We start from the raw sequence: 14,060 nt of genomic DNA on the forward strand, positions 1-14,060 counted from the left end.
TGCCGTGCCCTGCTACGCCGTCCGGCCCTGCTCCCATGCGTAGTCGAAGCTTCGCATGTAGTGCCGGAACGTGCGCGCTCCCGGCAGGTACTTGAAGTGCATCACCGGGTTCTGCCCAGCGGGAGCCCCAAGCACATGGGGGTTCACCAGCACGTCCTCATCGAACCTGTAGATGGAGTTGTAGAGGATCGTGTCGTGCAGCCGTACCTCGATGCCGGGCGTCGACATGGCGGGCTGCAGGTATCGGCGAGTGATTCGGGCTCGCGCGGCGAGGTCGTCACCAATGCCCTCCTCTTCACCACGCTGGCGAACAGCCTCGGACTCAGGGTCGCCCAGCAGGATCCGAACCTGCGCGCCGGCCTTCGCCTTGTCGGCCAACTGGTCGGGTAGGTCCGGGTGGCTGTCGAAGAGGAACAGCCCCGCGTACACCAGGATGTCGATCTGATCCGTCGCTTGCTCAATCAGAGACGACCACAGCGGGGCAGGGACCGCACCACGGTGCGGGTAGTACGTGATTAGCTCGGACGCGCTTGCCTTCTCGGCCTGCTTCTCGGCTGACGGCCACAGGTAGACCTCATCGGCCCCCAGGAAGCTCGCGGCCTTCCATCGGTGCCCCCTGTGGGGCGTGCGGTTGGTGGTGATCCAGCGCTCGACGCTCTTTGGGTCTACTCCGACGTGCTCGGCAACGGACTGGATCGTCTCGCCCTTCGCCGAAATCGCTGCACGTAAACGCTCGTTCGCCATGGTGTGCCCTTCCCAGGAACCTGTAGGGACGTTTTGACGGTAGCTCAGACGTCCCTAAACGTCCATAGAGACCGTGATGCGTCCACCCCATCTCGCGGTCTCCTGATCTCACCGACGGGACGTCGGTCAAGAACCCACCTCATCAGGAGACAGAGGATGCGTCAGATTCCCGTGGACACCTCCGCCGCGACCGTGATGGTTGCCAAGCCCCCGCAGCCCAAGGTGAAGGACCGCCGTACCGGTGAGATCGCCACCGACGTCGAGACCGGCGCGAAGCTGATGACCGTCGACGTGATGTTCGCGGCCAACGACGAGGTGGAGATCCTGTCCATCACCGTTCCCGAGCCGGGCATCTCCGGTGAACTGACCATGGGCACCCCGGTCGCGCTCACGGGCCTGATCGCCCGGCCGTGGGAGAACGACTTCAACGGCCAGAAGAGGCACGGCATCGCCTTCCGCGCCGTCGCGGTCACGTCCCTGGTTGCTACTGCCGCGAACTCCAAGGCGGCCTGATCATGGCCGCGTTCACGGTCGCTCTGGTGCTGGTCGTCGCCGCTGCGGGTCTCCTGCGGTGGCGGCGCCCCGCCTGGTACTGGATGACCTTCGGTGTCACCCTGGCAAGCCTGCGGGTTCTGGTCCGCTACGCCTCCGTCATGGACGCGTGCGGGCTGACGGTCCCGCCCTCGTGCTGGCGTCTGACCCTGGCCCGGGTCACCAACCGGCCCGTTCCGGAGTCCCGTCCACCGCGCATCCTGCGCTTCCGCCCGACCCGAACCGGCCTAGTACTGCGGCTGGGACTGCGGCCCGGACAGGACGCCTTCGACGTCGCCGCCGCCTCGGACCGGCTTCGTCACTCCTTCTCGATGTACGGCGTCACCTCGCGTGAGGTGCGGTCGGGTGTCGTGGAAGTGCGGATGACCGGCTACGACGTGCTCAAGCGGGTGCAGATGCCCGCCAAGGTCGACACCCGGCCGATGCGGGTCCCGGTCGCCCTGCGCGAGGACGGGTCGGTGCACTACCGCGACTACCGCGCCGTCCCACACGCCCTCACCCTTGGCGCTACCGAGTCGGGCAAGTCCGTCTATCAGCGCAACCTGGTTGCCGGGCTCGCCCCGATGGACGTCGCCCTGGTCGGCATCGACTGCAAGCAGGGGGTGGAGCTGTTCCCGCTGGCCCGCCGGTTCTCCGCCCTCGCCGACAACCCCGACACCGCCGTCGAACTGCTTGATGCGCTCGTGTCCCGCATGGAAGGGATCTACCAGCTCATCCGGGCTGAGCAGCGCATCACCGCCGCCGTGCCGGACGCCGAGATAGCCGCCGACATCTGGGACCTGCCCGACCACCTGCGACCAGTGCCGGTCGTGGTCCTGGTCGACGAAGTTGCCGAGCTGGCCCTGTTCGCCAGCAAGGACGAGGAAAAGCGGCGCGACCGCATCATCACCGCGCTGGCCCGCCTCGCTCAGCTCGGCCGCGCGGCCGGCATCTACCTCGAAATCTGCGGGCAGCGCTTCGGCTCCGAACTCGGCAAGGGCATCACCATGCTCCGCGCCCAGCTCACCGGCCGAACCGCGCACCGCGTCAACGACGAGACATCCGCCAACATGGCCTTCGGCGACATCTCCCCGGACGCCGTCCTCGCCGCCATCCAGATCCCCGCAGAACTGCGCGGCCTTGCCATCGCCGGGGACTCCACCGGCGGCTGGCACCGCATCCGCGCCCCGCACACCTCCCTCCGGCAGGCCGTCAACACCTGCAACCGGCATGCCGACCGCACCCCGGACCTGCCCGAGCTGGCCCCCTTCCGGCCCGAGCCGACCGCTCCCGCTGCAACCGCAGTGCCGCTGTCCAAGACGGCTCCTGCCACGGCGTAACTACTCCGCTCCCCGGTCGGCGCGACCGCCTTCGCGCCAGGTCCCTACCCCCGCCATGTCTGTTGAAGGGAGAACCCCCGTCATGTGCCCCGACTGCGAGGACTTCGCCCGGACCGTCCTGCTCCTGGGCCAACTCGCCCTCTACGCCGACACCATCGGCGCCGACCTGGACTTCGTGGACGCCGTCAGTCCGTCCCTGGCCGCCTCGCTCCCGCAGCCGCCGACCGGTGGGGAGTCCTGATGGCCACCCGTCACGCCCTGCGCGTGGATGCCGTCCTGGTCCAGGCCGTCATCGCCGGAGCGCTGTCTTTTGCCCACCTGCACGACCTGGCCGCCGCTGCCGGACAGGACGGTTGGAAGGCCTGGGCCTACCCCGTCTCCGTAGATCTGCTCCTGGTCGCCGCCTGGCGACGGCTCCGCAGCGAGGGCCCGTCCCGCCTGGCTTGGTGCTGGTTCCTCATCGCCCTCTTCGCCTCGCTCGGTGCCAACGTCGCCACCGCCGGATTCCTCGACCTGACCGACCCGCCCGCGCTGCTCCGCCTCGGCATCGCCGGATGGCCGGCCCTGGCCTTCCTCGGCGGCACCCTCCTCGCCCACTCCGCCAAGCAACCGACGGCCGAACCGCCGGCACCCGCCTTGGCCCCGGAACCCGAGATCGCGGACGACCACGAACCGGCTCCCGAACTCGTCCCGGACCCGGAGCCCGCCCCGGCCCCCGTGGAGGAACCTGCGGCGCTTCCGCCCGCCGACCCGGTGCCCGCGGTTCCCGCCGTTCTCATCGACCACGCCCGCAAGGTCGCCGCCGACTACCGCGACCGCACCGGCGCCCCCATCGACACCGACACCCTGCGCGCCCACCTCGGCGTCCCGCCCCACCTCGCCGACGCCATCGCCGCCCAGCTCGCCTGACCCGGAAGGAGAACCAGCCGCCATGCCCGCCCGCGACAACTTCCACTCCGTGATGCGGATCGGCCCCGTGCAGATCGGCACCCACCGCGACCGCAACGGCCAGACGAAACACGCCGCCGTGTGCACCGCCGACCGCTGCGGCTGGTCCGCCGACTACTCCAGCCAGACCGCCGCCCAGCTCGCCGCCCGCACCCACCGCTGCCGCGTCCGCTAGGAGACACCGCCATGCAGGTCCCGCTCTGGTTCGCCCTGGCCGTCGTCGGCTACCTCGGCGTCAAGTTCCTCCGCCCGCCCTGGTGGCTCGTCACCGTCCTCCTCCTCGGCGGCTACCTCCTCGCCGACAGCGTCCTCGCCCCCGCCATCGACACCGCCCTCACCAAGTAGCGAAGGGAGAACCGCCATGCTCCGCCCGAAGCTCCCGACCATGCCCACCCCGACCGGCCTCGTTTCCTCGACTGCCGTCATCGAGCCGACCACCGTGGACCAGCACCACCCGACTCCCGCCCCGGCCCAGGCCGTCCAGGTCCCCTCCCGGCCCACCGTCCAGCTCACCCCGGGCGCCGTCCTCGCCCTCGTCGGCGGCGGTACGGCCGTAGTCCTGGTCGTCGGCGCCGTACTCGTCTCGATGCTCCTGGCCGTCGCCGTCACCGGCGCGTCCGTGGCCGTCTGCGCCCTGGTCATCCGCTCACTCATCACCTCGCAGCACCGCCGCTGAACGGTCCCAGGAGCGACGCACAAACCGCCAAGCACGCGCCACCCCGGGCCGTTCCTTCCAACCGCGATCGAAAGGAACCACCGTCATGGACCACCGCACCCCGCCCCCGCCGAGGATCTGCCCGGCCTGCGACGGCTTCGCCTCCGTCGCCGTCACCCTCGGCGGCCGGGACCACCGTGGCCACCTGCGCACCGTCACGGCCCACTGTCCGGCCTGCCAGGGCACCGGCACCGTCACCGCCCGCCGCTTCCCGGAGGGCGCCCGTGCCTGAGCAGCTGCTCGACCGTGCCACCCTCGGCGACCTGCTGAGGGTGGCTTCGGCCGCTGACTACCACCGCTGGCACGAGCAGATACGCCGCACAGGCGGCTGCGCCGACCCCATCCACCTGACCGGCTGGGTCCTGCACAAGGACAAGACGACCGGCGAGACCCTGCACCACTACTCCACCGAGGGCGAACCCGGTGGACGGCTCCGCCTCGCCTGCGGCAACCGCCGCGCCTCCCGCTGCCCGTCCTGCGCCTGGACCTACGCGGGCGACACCTACCACCTCATCCGCGCCGGACTCGCCGGGGACGACCGCCGTGACATCCCCGCCACCGTCCGCGACCATCCCCGCGTCTTCGCCACCTTCACCGCCCCCTCGTTCGGCCGTGTGCACAACCGGCCCGCCCGGGGCGTCTGCCGCTGCGGCACCCGCCACACCGCTGACGCCCCCACACTCGGCACCGCCCTCGACCCGGAGACGTACGACTACGCGGGCGCCGCGTTGTTCAACAACCACGCCGGACAGCTCTGGCAGCGCTTCACCAACCGGCTCCGCCGTGAGATCGCCGCCCGCGCCGGCCTCTCACAGCGGGAGCTGAAGGAGTGCGCCCGGCTGTCCTACGGCAAGGTTGCCGAGTTCCAGAAGCGGGGTGCCGTGCACTTCCATGCCGTGATCCGCATCGACGGACCGGAAGGCCCGGACACCCCGCCGCCCACCTGGGCCACGGTCGACGTTCTCTCCGACGCGATCCGCGCCGCTGCCACGCACTCCTACACCTCCGTCTCCGTCCCGGCCGTCGCCGACCAACCAGCCCGGACCTTCCGCTGGGGCCGACAGCTCGACGTACGGCCGGTCAAGGCTTTCGGGGACGGCTCCGACATCACTGAGCAGGCCGTCGCCTCCTACGTCGCCAAGTACGCCACCAAGGCCGCCGAGAACACCGGCACGCTCGACCGCCGCATCGGCGAACTCTCTGAACTCGACCGCCACGGCGTCCCCGAGCACACCCGCCGCCTGATCGAGGCCTGCAAGCTGCTCGACCCGCTGTATCCGGACCGGCGCCTGTGGGCCTGGGCTCACATGCTCGGCTTCCGTGGCCACTTCTCCTCGAAGTCCCGCCGCTACTCGACCACCCTCGGTGCTCTCCGCCAGGCCCGTGCCGACTATCGCGCCGCGCAGGAGCAGGCAGTCCTCGGCCTCGGCGACCAGGAGCCGGACACCGTCCTGGTCCTGGCCGACTGGCAGTACGCCGGCCACGGCCACACCCCCGGCGAATCCGTCCTCGCCGCCACTATCGCCCGCGACCTTCAACTGAACCGCGAAACCGCCCGTGAGGCACTTGCCGCGCTGCCAGAGGACGGTGAGTGGTGATCGTGGCGACACGTCTGCCCGACCGGTACCTGACGCCCGAGGACCTGGTCGAACTGTTCGAGCTGCCCAGCGTCGAGACCGTCTACCAGTGGCGCCGCAAGCGCATCGGCCCCCGCGGCTTCCGTGTCGGCCGGCACCTCCGCTACGACCCTGAAGACGTCCGCGCCTGGGTGAAATCCCGTATGGAAGAAGGAGCCGCCGCGTAATGGCCGGACACGTCCAAGACCGTTGGTACAAGAGCGTCCCCGGCCCCGACGGCAAGACCGTCCGGGTCAAGACCGACCGATACGGCGTCGGCCACCGCTACCGCGCCCGGTACATCGCGCCGGACGGCTCCGAGAAGTCCAAGAGCTTCCCGGACAAGCAGAAGCGCAAGGCGGACCAGTGGCTCGCCAACATCGAAGCGGACATGTCGCAGGGGCGATACATCGACCCGGCTGCGGGCTCCGTGACCTTCGGTGAGTACGCCAAGAAGTGGATGGCGGCACTCACCATCGACCCGGTGACCCGAGAGAGTGTCGAGATCCGTCTCCGGGTTCACGCCCTTCCGTATCTCGGTGATCGACCGATGGCCTCATTCCGTCCCTCGCACCTGCGCATATGGATGCGGGAGCTGGAGGCCACGGGCCGCGCGGCGTCCTACCGGAGATCAATCTTCGCCAACGTGTCCGCCGTGTTCACGGCTGCCGTGGAGGACCGGATCATCGTCGAGAATCCCTGCCGGGCGCGATCGGTCCGGGCGCCGTCCCTCGACGGGCGCAAGGTCAAGCCATGGTCGGTCGAGCGTGTCATGGCCGTACACGATGCCCTGCCCGATGCCTACCGAGAGATGGTGTCCCTGGGGGCTGGGTGCGGCCTTCGGCAAGGCGAGATCTTCGGCCTGGCCCTCGAAGACGTCGACTTCCTCGGCGGTATCGTCCACGTCGTCCGGCAGGTCAAGCTCTTGCGCGGCACACAGGCGGTCTTCGGCCCGCCCAAGGGCGGCAAGGAACGGCGTGTGCCTCTGCCCGAGACGGTCGCCTTCGCGCTGGCCGCCCACATCACCAAGCATGAGCCGGTCGAGGTCACGCTGCCGTGGAAGACGCCGGACGGCCCGCCGGTGACGGCCTCGCTGCTGTTCTCCAATGCCCGGAACAGGGCGGTGGCCCTGCACCGCACTCGCTTCAACCGCTATGTGTGGCGCCCCGCGCTCACGGCCGCCGGCATCCCCTTCGGACGCGAGAACGGCATGCACGCCCTTCGCCACTTCTACGCGTCCGTGCTCCTGGACGCGGGGGAGAGCATCAAGGCCCTGAGCGAGTACCTCGGCCACCACGACCCCAGCTTCACCCTGCGGACGTACACCCATCTCATGCCGAACAGCGAGGCACGGACCCGGGCCGCCGTGGATCGCGTCTTCCGGGACCCCGACAGCATCGAGGACGGCCCCGAGACGGCCCAGGGGGAAAGCTAGGTTCCTGACCTGCACCGGAATCAGAACAGCCACAACTGACGCACCGCGTCCGGCGGAGCGCCCTTCACCGTGGGGTGGAGGGCGCTTGGTCATGCGGGTGGTGCCGCGTCGTGCGGTCAGGGGTGCCCGGCGCCGTCGTGGCCGGCCGCGCGGTTCCCCGTCCCCCTTCGGAACGCGCCGCGCGTATCAGCCCGCGGTGAGCGCCTCGTAGACCGCCAGCAGTCCGTCGGCTGTCTCCCGGTCGGCGGGCAGCAACGGCGCACGGACCGGGCCCGCGGGCAGGCCGAGGCGGGCCAGGAGGGCCTTCGCGGTGACCGTGCCGGGCAGACCGGCGCCCATCATGGCCTCGGTCAACGGGGTCACGGCCCGCTGGAGTCCGGCCGCGCCGGCGGTGTCGCCGGCGTCGAACGCGGCCAGGATCGCGGCGACGCGGTCCGGTACGGCGTTCGCGACCGTGCTCACACAGCCCGCCGCGCCGACCGCGTACAGCGCCAGTACGTGCTCGTCGCACCCGGCGTAGTACGCCAACTCCGTACGCCCCAGCACCTTCAGGGTGCCGAGGAAGTCGTAGGAGCAGTCCTTGACGGCCACGATCCGCGGATGGTCCGCGAGGCGGATCATCGTGTCCGGCTCGATCCGGGTGCCGGTGCGGCCCGGGATGTCGTAGAGCATCACCGGCAGGTCGCTCGCGTCGGCGACCTGGAGGAAGTGGGCGGCCACGGCCTCCTGCGGGGGCCGGCTGTAGTACGGCGTCACCACCAGGACACCGTCGGCGCCCGCCTTCCCGGCCGCCAGCGCCAGTTCCACCGTGTGCCGGGTGTCGGCCGTGCCCACGCCCGTGACCAGTGCGGCCCGGTCGCCGACCGCCTCCCGCACCGCCGCGACCAGCCGCGCCTTCTCCTCGTCGGTGGTGGTGGGCGACTCGCCGGTGGTGCCGTTGAGGACCAGACCGTCACAGCCCCGCGCCACCAGGTGCGCGGCCAGCCGCTGGGCGCCGTCCAGGTCGAGGGCGCCCTCCTCGGTGAAGGGCGTGATCATGGCGCAGAGGGTGCGGCCGAAGGGAGCGGGCCCACGGGTACTCGTCATGGGAGTAGTCTCGGCAGCACATCTGTGAAGCTCTACTTAATTCTTCTACGAGGTATCGGTAAGTGTTTCTGATGACTCGGGGGTGGGGGCGGAGGCCCTGTGTCCAACTCGGCACCTCATGGGTCACTATGGCCGGAGGGTCACCGACGTCCGTCATGGGAGGCACCATGAAGCTCGGCAAGGCACTGGCCACCGGGGTCGCGGAGGAGCGGCCGCTCGTCCGGGAGGAGAAGCCGCAGGTCACCGAGGACACCGTCCGCACGGACGCGGCCGAACCGGCCGAGCCGGCCCGCGAAGAGGTCCCGGCCGCCCGATGAGGCTGCGGCTCCCGGCGGAACGCCCGACGGAGCCGCCGACCGGCTACAAGATCGCCCACCCGGTGCTGTCCCAGGACGGCACCCGGGCGGGGTTCACCGGTGTGTCGCTCGGCGGCGCGCTGCCGTACGGCGTCCTGGACGACGCCTCCTGCGTCTACGGCTTCCGGCACCGCTCGCCCGCGCGCCGGTGCGACTGCGGTTTCCACTGCGTGCACGACCGGGCGGCGGCCGAGGCCCTGCTGTGCACCGCCGACCACCGCGCGGCCGTTCTGCTGGAGGTCTCCGTCCTCGGCGCCTACATCCGCTTCGAACGCGGCTTCCGCTACGCCCGGCAGCGGGTGCGCACGGCCACGACCGGGCCCTGCGGCTGCGGCGCCGGCGCCGTCGCGCTGGCCGACGCCGGCTGGGGCCGGCCGGGCTGGCGGGTCCTGGCACCCGTCTGCGCGGGCTGCGTGCGCGGGCGCACGTCGGTCCCGCTCGCGGGGTTCGCCCGGCTGGCCGGGCACGGGCTCCGGGTGATCGCGGGCGCCGGCGGTACGGCACCCGCGGCCGTCCAGTTGACAGCGGGCGGTGAACTGGGCGTACCCGAACTGGTGGCGGAGGCTGCCCTGTTGCAGGCCCGCCTCGACTGGTTCCAGTCCCAACTCGCGCGTCTCGGCGAGCACGGGCCCGGCGGCGCCGGGCAGGGCTAACGACCTTCGGCCCGGGTACCCGGAGGTTCCGCACTGAGAGGAGGCGGAACACCGTGACCGTGACCCCGCACACCCGGCCCGCGGCCGACGGGCACCCCTCCACGGGCGAACTCGTCGGCCGGGCCACCGAACAGCTCTCGCGGCTGCTGCGGCAGGAGGTCGCCCTCGCCAAGGAGGAGCTGACCGAGAAAGGACGCCGGGCCGGACGCGGCGGTGGCCTGCTGGGCGCCGCCGGCGCCGTCGGCTACGTCGGGCTGATCACCCTGGCCGGAGCGGCCACCGCCGCCCTCTCCCTGGCGCTGCCCGTGTGGGCGGCGGCGCTGATCGTGGCGGCGGTGTTCTTCGCCGTCGCCGGCCTGCTGGCCGCGGCCGGCCGCGCCCAGCTGCGCCGCGCTGCCCCGCCCGCGCCCGAGAAGACGCTCGGCAGTGTCAGGGCGGACGTCGACGCCATCAGGGAAAGGGCACACCGATGACGCACAGGAACCCGCACGGCTCGGGCGCCAAGGGCCCCGACGAGCTACGGCGGCAGATCGAACACACCCGGAGCCAGCTCGGCGACACCGTCGCCCAGCTCGTGGGCCGGGCCGATGTGAAGGGCCGGGCCCGGGCGCGGGCCGCGGACCTGAGGGACAAGGCCGGCGCCATGACCGTCCAGCTCCGTGCCGGTGCCGCCCAGGCGGGGCACGGCGTGCAGGACCGGGCGGCCAAGGCCGGCCACCTGGTGCAGGACCGCGCCGCGCAGGTCGGCCACACCGCGCAGGAACGGATGACCAAGGCCGGGCACCTGGTGCAGGAACGGGCCGGGCACAGCCGGCACGCCCTGCGGGACCGGGCGACCCACACCGGTCACACCATGGAGCACGACGTGCGGGTGCCGCGCCCGGTGCGGTCCGCCATGGGCGCAGCGATGCGCCACCCCCGGCCGGCACTGATCATCGGCGCGGCGGGCGCCGCCCTCGTCGGGGCCGCCGTGATCTGGCGCCGCATCGACCGCTGCCAGTGATCCGCTGCCAGTGATCCGCTGCCGGTGAGTCGCTGTCGGTGAGCACGGGACGGCGGGACCGGCCGGGCGCGATGCCCGGCACGGTCCCGCCGTCGTGTCACGGACGGAACCGCAGCACCTGCGGGTCGTGGTCGCTGATCTGGTCGTTGAACTCCGAGTTGATGTGCACGCTGTCGTACTCGAAGTCGCAGCCGCGACGGATCGCCGGGCTGATCAGGATCTGGTCCAGGACCTGCTGGTTGCCCTGGTAGTCATAGGTGTAGCGCTCGCTCTTCGGCAGCGACTTGATCGCCGACCACAGCTCGCCGTCGCCCTCCAGGATCTGCGTGGTCCCGGAGAACTCGAAGTCGTTCATGTCGCCGAGCGCGATGACGTTCGCGTTGTTCTGCGCGGACAGGATGTCCTTGACGAACGCGTTCACCGCGGTCGCCTGGGCGTGCCGCTGGATCTCCGAGCTGCGCACCGGCGGCTGGTACTGCGCGGTCAGCCCCTGGTCGCCGCCCTTGGAGTTGAGGTGGTTGGCGATCACGAAGACGGTCTTGCCGCGGAAGACGAACTCGCCCGCGAGCGGCTTGCGGCTGTTGCTCCAGGCCGCGTTCGCCGGGTCGATCCGGCCCGGCGAGACCGTCAGCCGGGCCTTGCCCTGCACCTTGGTGACGCCGACCGCGGTGGTGGAGTCGCCGCCCGCGCGGTCCACGAAGGACACCCGCTCCGGGTTGAACAGGAACACCTGGCGGATGTTGCCGCCGGGCTCGCCGCCGTCCTGGTCGTTGACCGGGTTGACCGAGCGCCAGTCGTACCGGGGGCCGCCGGCCGCGACGATCGCGTCGATCAGCTTGGTCACGGTCTGGTCCGCGTCGACCGTGCCGTCGTCCTTGGCGCCGTTGTTGTCCTGGATCTCCTCCAGGGACACGATGTCCGGCGACTGGAGGTTGTGCACGATCGCGGAGGCGTGCCGGTCGAAGGTGGCGTCCGACGGGTCGAGGTTCTCGACGTTGTACGTGGCCACCGCCAGCTCGCGGGCCGACTGCTTCCGCGTCGTCTCGCGCTCCAGCCCGGCGCTGTGCAGCGTGCCGAGCTCGCTCGCGACCAGGGTGTAGCCGCCGTACTGGTTGAAGTCCAGCGGGCCGGTGGTGGTGCCCTCCAGGGTGTCGCCGACGTTCGCCTCGGGGAAGTCGGCGGTCGAGCCCAGCGACTGGATCTGGAGCCGGCCGGTGTTCTGGGAGTCGTACGAGCCGTACACCGTGCCTCCGCGGCGGCTGCGGTGCTCCCACGGCTTCACGGTGACCCACAGCTCGCTGTACGGGTCGGTCGCGGTGACCACGCGGACGTCGGCGACCTGGACGTTCATGCCCTCCAGGGACTCGTAGTAGTCCAGCGCGTACGCCGACGGGTCCAGGGGCAGGCCGTTGATCGAGTTGGCCGCGGCGGCGTCGCCGGTGGGCGCGTACGCGTCCGGCACCGCGTTCTCGTCGACGACGACCGGCGCCGGGACCGCGTTGCCGGTGGAGACGGTGGTGATCACCGGCTTGCTGATCTCCGTCAGCGACTGGTTGCCGGAGGAGGTGCCGCCCGGGACGTACTCGGAGACCGTGCCGGTCACCTTCACCGCGTCACCGACCGCGACCTTCGGCGTGGAGCTGGTGAAGACGAACACGCCCTCGCTGGTGGCCGGGTTGTCGTCGGGGGTCGGGTCCTGGATCCAGAAGCCCCTGGAGGAGCCGTATGTGCGCGTGGCCGTGACGATGCCGGGCACGTCCGACACCTTCTGCCCGGCGAACGGGGAGGTCCGGGTCGTGCCCTGGATGTCGTGGACGCGCACCGAGTCGGCGTGCGCGGGCGTGGGGAGGGCGACTATCTGGCTGACCGCCGCCGCGCTGCAGACGGTGGCGACGGTGAGCGCGGCGAGGCGCGCGGAAGACCTGCTCGGCAAGGGATCCCTCCGGGGACGTGACGATGCGCCGGGACGAGGGTGGAACGGGAGCGTGTGGAGGCCGTAGCCCTCTGTCACACGCATAGAGCCGAGTGAACAGTTGTCCCCCCAACTTCTACGCGCGTCAATCTCCTGCCTGGCCCGGGGAGTTGTCAAGGTTTCGGCCATGGACGACTGCTTACGGTGAGATGAACCGGGCGGCATGGGTGGAAATCCGTCTAGGCTGAGCGGCTGAGCCCGTTCACGGTCCGAGGAGAACCAGCCGATGTCAGACAGCTCCCCCCTGCCGCCCGTACGGCTGCATCCCGAAGCGGAGCTGGCGCGCGCCGCGCTGTCCACGCCGTTGCTCTCCCGCGCGGCCCGGCTCGCCCGCTGGGCCGGGCCCGGCACCCGCGTCGACGCCGGCGGCGGGCTGGTCGAGGAGCAGTTGCCGGCCGCCGTCGAACTGCTCGGACTGACCGGTGACGACGCCGCCGCCCACGCGAGCGAGGCCTGGCGGGTCGCCGTGGACGCCGGTCTGGTCGAGATCGTGGACGAGGAGGCCGGCACCGTCCGGGCCGGTGCGGAGCTGGAGCTGCTCACCGGTGGCTCCCCGCGGGACGTGCTCACCGTGTGGCTGGCCGCACTGGAGACCGTCATCGCCGACGCGACCGTCCCCGACCTGGACGACCTGGTCGACGCGCTGGACGAGGGCGGCGAGGTCGATTTCTCGTCACTCGACTGGGACCCGGAGGCCGAGGCTGAGTTCCTCGACGGCGTCCTCGGCAACCTCTACCTGCTGACCGTCAGTGAGGACGGCCCCGGCGACGGCACCGTCCCGCTGCCCGCCCTCGCCGCTTCCATGATCATGCCCGACGGCATGGGCGAGCCCAGCAACGACGTCCTGGAGCAGGTCTCCGACGCGATGATGCGGCTGGACGACCAGTTCCGGGTGCTGGAGCCGGTCGGACTCGTGGCCTACCGGCCGGTGGACGAGGCGCTGATGGCCGACACCGACGAGGAACCCGCCGCGACCGTGGACGACACCGACGTCGCCCGCTACGGCATGGTCCGTCTGACCCCGCTCGGCGTGTACGGGCTGCGGGCGCGGCTGCTGGATGCCGGGTTCGACGCGCCGGCCGTCGGCGACCTGGCCGACAAGGGCGCCGACGTCCTGCTCGACGGGACCGCCCGGTTCGGCCAGTCCGCCGCCCGGGCCGAGACCGAGCAGTGGCTGGCCCGCCGCGAACCGCTCGCGGCCGCACGCGAGTTGCTGGCGGCGGCGCGCGGCGCGGACGCCGGGGCCCCGCTGCGCAGGCTCCGCTGCCAGCAGGCGCTGTCGCTGGTCGGCGCCGAGGCCGAACCCGCGCTGCGCGAGGTGCTGGACGACCCCGAGCTGGGCGGGCTCGCCCGGGTCTGGCTGAGCGAGCGGGGCGCCGCCGCGGTGCCGGCGCCGTCCGAGGACATGGTGTTCTGGCTGACCGTCGACACGCTGGCCGCGCAGCTGGCGGCCGAGGGCAACTCCGCGGAGCTCCAGGCCCTCGTGGAGGGGCTGGCCGCACAGCACAGCGGGTTCTTCGCGGCGGCCTGGCGGGTGGAGCACCCCGCCACCGCCGAGGTGCTGGACGCGATGGGGCGGCTGCACCCGGACAAGAAGGTGGCCAAGCAGGCGCGGAAGGCGGCGTTCAAGGCGCGCTCCCAGCAAGGGGGTTGAGAGGACG

19 protein-coding genes are annotated in these 14,060 nt (G+C 71.5%); 16 read left to right on the forward strand and 3 right to left on the reverse strand.

What is annotated here, in order from left to right; all coding sequences use genetic code 11:
- Window positions 1–12 precede the first annotated feature (12 nt).
- Window positions 13–744: an XRE family transcriptional regulator gene (locus OO52_RS08025; protein WP_030642443.1), complete on the reverse strand. Its 732-nt coding sequence runs from the start codon at window positions 742–744 to the stop codon at window positions 13–15.
- A gap of 156 nt (window positions 745–900) precedes the next feature.
- Between OO52_RS08025 and OO52_RS08030 the strand changes: the two genes are divergently transcribed.
- The 11 genes from OO52_RS08030 (at window position 901) to OO52_RS08070 (ending at window position 7,329) form a co-directional block, all read left to right on the forward strand.
- The gene (locus OO52_RS08030) at window positions 901–1,257 is read left to right on the forward strand and encodes a hypothetical protein (RefSeq protein ID WP_030642445.1); all 357 of its coding nucleotides are present in this window, start codon (window positions 901–903) and stop codon (window positions 1,255–1,257) included.
- A 2-nt stretch (window positions 1,258–1,259) separates the two neighbouring features.
- Window positions 1,260–2,615 carry an FtsK/SpoIIIE domain-containing protein gene (locus OO52_RS08035; RefSeq protein WP_030642446.1) on the forward strand — a complete coding sequence of 452 codons (1,356 nt, stop codon included), beginning with the start codon at window positions 1,260–1,262 and terminating at the stop codon, window positions 2,613–2,615.
- A gap of 82 nt (window positions 2,616–2,697) precedes the next feature.
- A complete protein-coding gene (locus tag OO52_RS51415) occupies window positions 2,698–2,856 on the forward strand; it encodes a hypothetical protein (RefSeq protein ID WP_167347899.1) in 159 nt (52 codons plus the stop codon).
- Entirely contained in the window at window positions 2,856–3,524 is a 669-nt protein-coding gene (locus OO52_RS08040) for a DUF2637 domain-containing protein (RefSeq protein ID WP_030642448.1), read from the forward strand. Before OO52_RS51415 ends, OO52_RS08040 begins: the two co-directional genes overlap by 1 nt.
- A gap of 22 nt (window positions 3,525–3,546) precedes the next feature.
- On the forward strand, window positions 3,547–3,738 hold the full coding sequence (locus OO52_RS08045) for a mobile element transfer protein (protein WP_030642450.1): 192 nt from the start codon (window positions 3,547–3,549) through the stop codon (window positions 3,736–3,738).
- A gap of 11 nt (window positions 3,739–3,749) precedes the next feature.
- A complete protein-coding gene (locus OO52_RS49500; protein ID WP_106971953.1) occupies window positions 3,750–3,908 on the forward strand; it encodes a hypothetical protein in 159 nt (52 codons plus the stop codon).
- A 16-nt stretch (window positions 3,909–3,924) separates the two neighbouring features.
- Window positions 3,925–4,239 carry a hypothetical protein gene (locus OO52_RS08050; protein ID WP_030642452.1) on the forward strand — a complete coding sequence of 105 codons (315 nt, stop codon included), beginning with the start codon at window positions 3,925–3,927 and terminating at the stop codon, window positions 4,237–4,239.
- A gap of 85 nt (window positions 4,240–4,324) precedes the next feature.
- Window positions 4,325–4,510 (forward strand): hypothetical protein, encoded by a 186-nt coding sequence (locus tag OO52_RS08055; protein ID WP_030642454.1) that lies wholly within the window; start codon window positions 4,325–4,327, stop codon window positions 4,508–4,510.
- Complete coding sequence (gene repSA, locus OO52_RS08060; protein ID WP_030642462.1) at window positions 4,503–5,876, forward strand: replication initiator protein RepSA; 1,374 nt, start codon at window positions 4,503–4,505, stop codon at window positions 5,874–5,876. The genes OO52_RS08055 and repSA overlap by 8 nt, the downstream gene beginning before the upstream one ends.
- A gap of 2 nt (window positions 5,877–5,878) precedes the next feature.
- Window positions 5,879–6,082: a helix-turn-helix transcriptional regulator gene (locus OO52_RS08065; RefSeq protein ID WP_420711383.1), complete on the forward strand. Its 204-nt coding sequence runs from the start codon at window positions 5,879–5,881 to the stop codon at window positions 6,080–6,082.
- Window positions 6,082–7,329 (forward strand): tyrosine-type recombinase/integrase, encoded by a 1,248-nt coding sequence (locus OO52_RS08070; protein ID WP_030642465.1) that lies wholly within the window; start codon window positions 6,082–6,084, stop codon window positions 7,327–7,329. Before OO52_RS08065 ends, OO52_RS08070 begins: the two co-directional genes overlap by 1 nt.
- A gap of 186 nt (window positions 7,330–7,515) precedes the next feature.
- Here OO52_RS08070 and dapA read toward each other — a convergent pair whose 3' ends face one another.
- A complete protein-coding gene (gene dapA / locus OO52_RS08075) occupies window positions 7,516–8,415 on the reverse strand; it encodes a 4-hydroxy-tetrahydrodipicolinate synthase (protein WP_030642467.1) in 900 nt (299 codons plus the stop codon).
- A gap of 167 nt (window positions 8,416–8,582) precedes the next feature.
- Here dapA and OO52_RS51420 point away from each other — a divergent pair, with 167 nt between their 5' ends.
- From OO52_RS51420 to OO52_RS08090, 4 genes are read left to right on the forward strand one after another with little or no spacing between them, the layout of a single operon-like run.
- Complete coding sequence (locus tag OO52_RS51420; protein ID WP_167347900.1) at window positions 8,583–8,732, forward strand: hypothetical protein; 150 nt, start codon at window positions 8,583–8,585, stop codon at window positions 8,730–8,732.
- A complete protein-coding gene (locus OO52_RS08080; protein ID WP_030642469.1) occupies window positions 8,729–9,424 on the forward strand; it encodes a hypothetical protein in 696 nt (231 codons plus the stop codon). The genes OO52_RS51420 and OO52_RS08080 overlap by 4 nt, the downstream gene beginning before the upstream one ends.
- Window positions 9,425–9,477: 53 nt before the next feature.
- Window positions 9,478–9,897: a phage holin family protein gene (locus OO52_RS08085; RefSeq protein WP_030642471.1), complete on the forward strand. Its 420-nt coding sequence runs from the start codon at window positions 9,478–9,480 to the stop codon at window positions 9,895–9,897.
- Window positions 9,894–10,427 (forward strand): DUF3618 domain-containing protein, encoded by a 534-nt coding sequence (locus tag OO52_RS08090; protein ID WP_030642472.1) that lies wholly within the window; start codon window positions 9,894–9,896, stop codon window positions 10,425–10,427. The genes OO52_RS08085 and OO52_RS08090 overlap by 4 nt, the downstream gene beginning before the upstream one ends.
- 97 nt (window positions 10,428–10,524) lie before the next feature.
- Here OO52_RS08090 and OO52_RS08095 read toward each other — a convergent pair whose 3' ends face one another.
- Window positions 10,525–12,360, reverse strand: coding sequence for an endonuclease/exonuclease/phosphatase family protein (locus OO52_RS08095; protein ID WP_030642474.1), 1,836 nt, complete (start codon window positions 12,358–12,360; stop codon window positions 10,525–10,527).
- A 265-nt stretch (window positions 12,361–12,625) separates the two neighbouring features.
- On the opposite strand from OO52_RS08095, the gene OO52_RS08100 reads away from it, so the two are divergent.
- The gene (locus OO52_RS08100; RefSeq protein WP_030642476.1) at window positions 12,626–14,053 is read left to right on the forward strand and encodes a hypothetical protein; all 1,428 of its coding nucleotides are present in this window, start codon (window positions 12,626–12,628) and stop codon (window positions 14,051–14,053) included.
- The last annotated feature ends 7 nt before the right edge of the window (window positions 14,054–14,060 follow it).

This window comes from Streptomyces flaveolus, from assembly GCF_000716535.1.
Lineage (GTDB): Bacteria > Actinomycetota > Actinomycetes > Streptomycetales > Streptomycetaceae > Streptomyces > Streptomyces flaveolus_A.